Source organism: Listeria floridensis FSL S10-1187, from assembly GCF_000525875.1.
Lineage (GTDB): Bacteria > Bacillota > Bacilli > Lactobacillales > Listeriaceae > Listeria > Listeria floridensis.
On sequence record NZ_AODF01000073.1, the window covers coordinates 1 to 2,997 of the forward strand.

Here is a 2,997-nt window from a genome sequence, read left to right on the forward strand (position 1 = left end):
TTTGAAGAATAGCAGTTCTGAAATCGTTGAAGACATTTGGAACGAGGAGTTAGATGTGTTAAAGAAGATGTTTCAGCGAAAAGTTGGCCGAGTGTATCCGGCTGCTGTGAAGGAAGTCATTAGGAAGAAGGAGGAACAAAAGTGAATAAGCTACCTGTTGAGCTTGTCATCTACTTGTTAATCTGTCAAAAAAGAGGATTTATGCTCGAAGATAGTATGGCCCAACTTGTCAAAGCAGCCGATGGCGACGATTATTATCTGGTAGATATTTTGAGCAAAGACGAGAATTTTTTCAAAGAAGACTTTGCTAACGATATCCAAAAATTGGCAGAAAAATGGGGAAGCAGCGAATTGCTAAAACTTTATCACGAGCTAAAAAATACGGAAAAAATGGCAGAAATGGAGGAATAAAAAATGACAATCAAAATCAATCAAGACACCATATACCACACGCCGACACAAGAAGCGTTTAATGAGCTGGTGCAGGAGTTGGAAGCGGCAGGGTATTTGTGGACAGGTAAAGCCTTACCAACTTCGATAAATAATTGGTATAGATTACAAGAAGAAACTTGCGTTCGTACGTATAGTGATCAAAAAATATTGAGCTATGATGACCTGAGTTATTATAAAGAGTATTTTAATGATGTGCCAATAATCGAATACAAAACTAAAAAAGAGCGGAGTTTAGAGCACGACTTTAAGAAGTTCATGGATTTAAAAGAGCTAGGCGTTAAGTTTGAGGCACCCCAAAAGCCATAGTGCCCAAGTGCTTCGATGACTGGGTTTATAAAGAAGGGGGAAGTTATCAGACAGCGGCAGAAATGTTTTATAAACTCACCACCCAATTAATAGCACACAAACTCTCAGATGAGTTACACGAATGGGTTTTTTGGAACAAAGAAGTCGCGCTTAAAGCGCTCCAAAACGGCTACGAAGTCGAGCAAGCACCACAGTATCATATAAAAATGGACGGTCAGTATATTACGGGTATAACGCTTGGTGATAAGGGTGAGGCGCGCACTTTTAAATCGAAGGAAGAGGCAGAAGCGTATGTCGACATTGTTGGCGGGGAGGTCGTGGAAGAATGAGATATAAATACTATGACTATAAAAAAGCACAGCATCTAATCAAAAGCGCATTATCTGAAAATCATGATCTACATTCAGCTTATCTTGTAATGAAAGGAGACTTGTCTTGGAAAGGAGACTGGTCTTGGACAGAAGAGGAAATCTGGAATAAAGAAACGGGATTTCTAGTCGACCTTAACAAAAAAGATTTGAAAATCGCAGGCATTAATTATAGCTACTTGTATACGCCAACCCTAGAGCTTTTTTTTTGGCGGAGGTCTAACTTACTCTTACCCTTGTTATTTTGAAACAGAGGAGGTTGTGGAAGAATGAACGCAGAAGAAGTAAGAACATTGATGCCGAAAAGTGTAGAAGAAATAATTGAAGAAATCACCCTAAATTGTGCCGAGGAAGCAAAAAAAGGTAATTTTAAATATTCTACATGGGAATACGATTTTGGTAAAAGTATAAAATCTGATAAAAAACAAAAGAAAATCATAGAGGAGTTGATAAATTTGGGGTTCAAAGCGAGCCACGACGTCTCTTCTGGTCAATTTATGAATCCAAAATTGATTGTTTCTTGGGAGGTGGAGGAATGAAACTAGTACTAAATAAATGCTATGGTGGCTTTGGTTTGTCACATATTGCTATGATGAATCTTTTCGGACTGAAAGACATTGAAGTCTACCCCTATAAAAAAACAGATATCAATGGCGGAATCATGTTTTTGGAAATTGACATTTCTTATAATGATTCTCCACAAGACGGCTCGTCGATATGGTATTTAAAAAAGCCTTTGAGGAAATTAGAATGGCAACTTATCGAAAACTGGGATGAAATTGAGCAAATTGGTTTTGATTTTTTAGATAATGATAAAGGTAGAGCTGATGAAGATTTAATAAAAGTCGTTGAGATGTTAGGTGCTGCTGCTAATAGTAGATATTCAAAATTGAAAATAGTAGAAATACCCGATGGCAGCGAGGTTGTTATATCGGATTATGATGGATTTGAGCAAGTTATTTATGGCAAAGAGCTAGGGAGGGCGTAGCGAATGAATATAGGCGATAAAGTGCAGATTAATACAGACACTAGCATGATTTGGAGGTTTTGTCAGATGATAGTAGTAAATCGTGAAAAAAATTGAAAGAATAAGAGTGTATCATAATAGCCTTGAAGAAATGCGCGCTACTATTAATGAACTCATAGAGCAAGGATATAGCGAGAATACAAGAGTTTCTGTGTCAGGATTAGCCCTCTACAAAGAAAGAGGGCTGCGTGACTTTGAAATTGAGGTTTTAAAAGAAAAACATCCTGATTTAATTATTCACCAAGACAAAGAAGGCTGGTTAAGTGACGGATATTTTATTTATTGTACAGAGCACGAAAGGGAGATTAAATAATGAGACCAATTGAATTTAGAGTGTATGAACCATATCCAAACTATATGAGTTATAGCGTTCGTTTGAGTTGTAACCCCTTCGGTAGTCAAGAGTTATTAGTGGAAGTTGTAGAAGGGTTCGGCTGGATTGAAGTTGAAGAAAAGTATTTGATGCAGTACACAGGCTTAAAAGACAAGCGCGGCTCCAAAATTTTTGAGGGCGATATTATAAAAATAAAAATCATAGACGATTTTTCAGTTGATTCAGAGGAGTTTATAGGTGTTGTCGAATTTTTAGAAGGTTCTTGGGTGATCACAAACCACAAGAGACGCGAATCAATTAATTTGTGGAGTGAGTTAAACGAACTAGAAGTTATCGGAAACAAATGGCAAAATCCGGAGCTGTTGGAAGGAGTGAAGTAGGAATGAAAGAATTCGATACGTTGGAAGAAATTTCTAAAACTTTACAGTCAGGTCTAGATCAATTTGAGAATGTAGCAGGTGAAAATATAAAAAAAGCTAATCTAGCATTATCCAGCAATACAACGACGA

General features: G+C 37.2%; 8 protein-coding genes. All 8 read left to right on the forward strand.

The annotated features are described in order from the left end of the window. The first annotated feature begins 141 nt into the window (after positions 1-141). Positions 142-411, forward strand: a complete 270-nt coding sequence (locus MFLO_RS13965) for a hypothetical protein (protein WP_036098668.1) — start codon at positions 142-144, stop codon at positions 409-411. Between the two features lie 3 nt (positions 412-414). Continuing rightward, positions 415-759, forward strand: a complete 345-nt coding sequence (locus MFLO_RS13970; RefSeq protein ID WP_036098670.1) for a hypothetical protein — start codon at positions 415-417, stop codon at positions 757-759. Beyond that, positions 759-1,088 (forward strand): DUF1642 domain-containing protein, encoded by a 330-nt coding sequence (locus MFLO_RS13975; RefSeq protein ID WP_036098671.1) that lies wholly within the window; start codon positions 759-761, stop codon positions 1,086-1,088. Before MFLO_RS13970 ends, MFLO_RS13975 begins: the two co-directional genes overlap by 1 nt. Beyond that, positions 1,085-1,375, forward strand: a complete 291-nt coding sequence (locus tag MFLO_RS13980; protein ID WP_036098672.1) for a hypothetical protein — start codon at positions 1,085-1,087, stop codon at positions 1,373-1,375. The genes MFLO_RS13975 and MFLO_RS13980 overlap by 4 nt, the downstream gene beginning before the upstream one ends. Positions 1,376-1,396: 21 nt before the next feature. Then, entirely contained in the window at positions 1,397-1,666 is a 270-nt protein-coding gene (locus tag MFLO_RS13985; protein ID WP_036098673.1) for a hypothetical protein, read from the forward strand. Beyond that, complete coding sequence (locus MFLO_RS13990) at positions 1,663-2,115, forward strand: hypothetical protein (RefSeq protein ID WP_036098674.1); 453 nt, start codon at positions 1,663-1,665, stop codon at positions 2,113-2,115. Before MFLO_RS13985 ends, MFLO_RS13990 begins: the two co-directional genes overlap by 4 nt. An 82-nt stretch (positions 2,116-2,197) precedes the next feature. After that, a complete protein-coding gene (locus MFLO_RS13995; RefSeq protein WP_036098675.1) occupies positions 2,198-2,467 on the forward strand; it encodes a hypothetical protein in 270 nt (89 codons plus the stop codon). After that, on the forward strand, positions 2,467-2,868 hold the full coding sequence (locus MFLO_RS14000) for a YopX family protein (RefSeq protein WP_036098676.1): 402 nt from the start codon (positions 2,467-2,469) through the stop codon (positions 2,866-2,868). Before MFLO_RS13995 ends, MFLO_RS14000 begins: the two co-directional genes overlap by 1 nt. Positions 2,869-2,997 lie beyond the last annotated feature (129 nt).

What these genes read in the sequence shown, in the direction of transcription:
- MFLO_RS13970 (WP_036098670.1), top strand. Translation starts at nt 415, where the DNA reads ATGACAATCAAAATCAATCAAGACACCATATACCACACGCCGACACAA.
- MFLO_RS13980 (WP_036098672.1), top strand. Translation starts at nt 1,085, where the DNA reads ATGAGATATAAATACTATGACTATAAAAAAGCACAGCATCTAATCAAA.
- MFLO_RS13985 (WP_036098673.1), top strand. Translation starts at nt 1,397, where the DNA reads ATGAACGCAGAAGAAGTAAGAACATTGATGCCGAAAAGTGTAGAAGAA.
- MFLO_RS13990 (WP_036098674.1), top strand. Translation starts at nt 1,663, where the DNA reads ATGAAACTAGTACTAAATAAATGCTATGGTGGCTTTGGTTTGTCACAT.
- MFLO_RS14000 (WP_036098676.1), top strand. Translation starts at nt 2,467, where the DNA reads ATGAGACCAATTGAATTTAGAGTGTATGAACCATATCCAAACTATATG.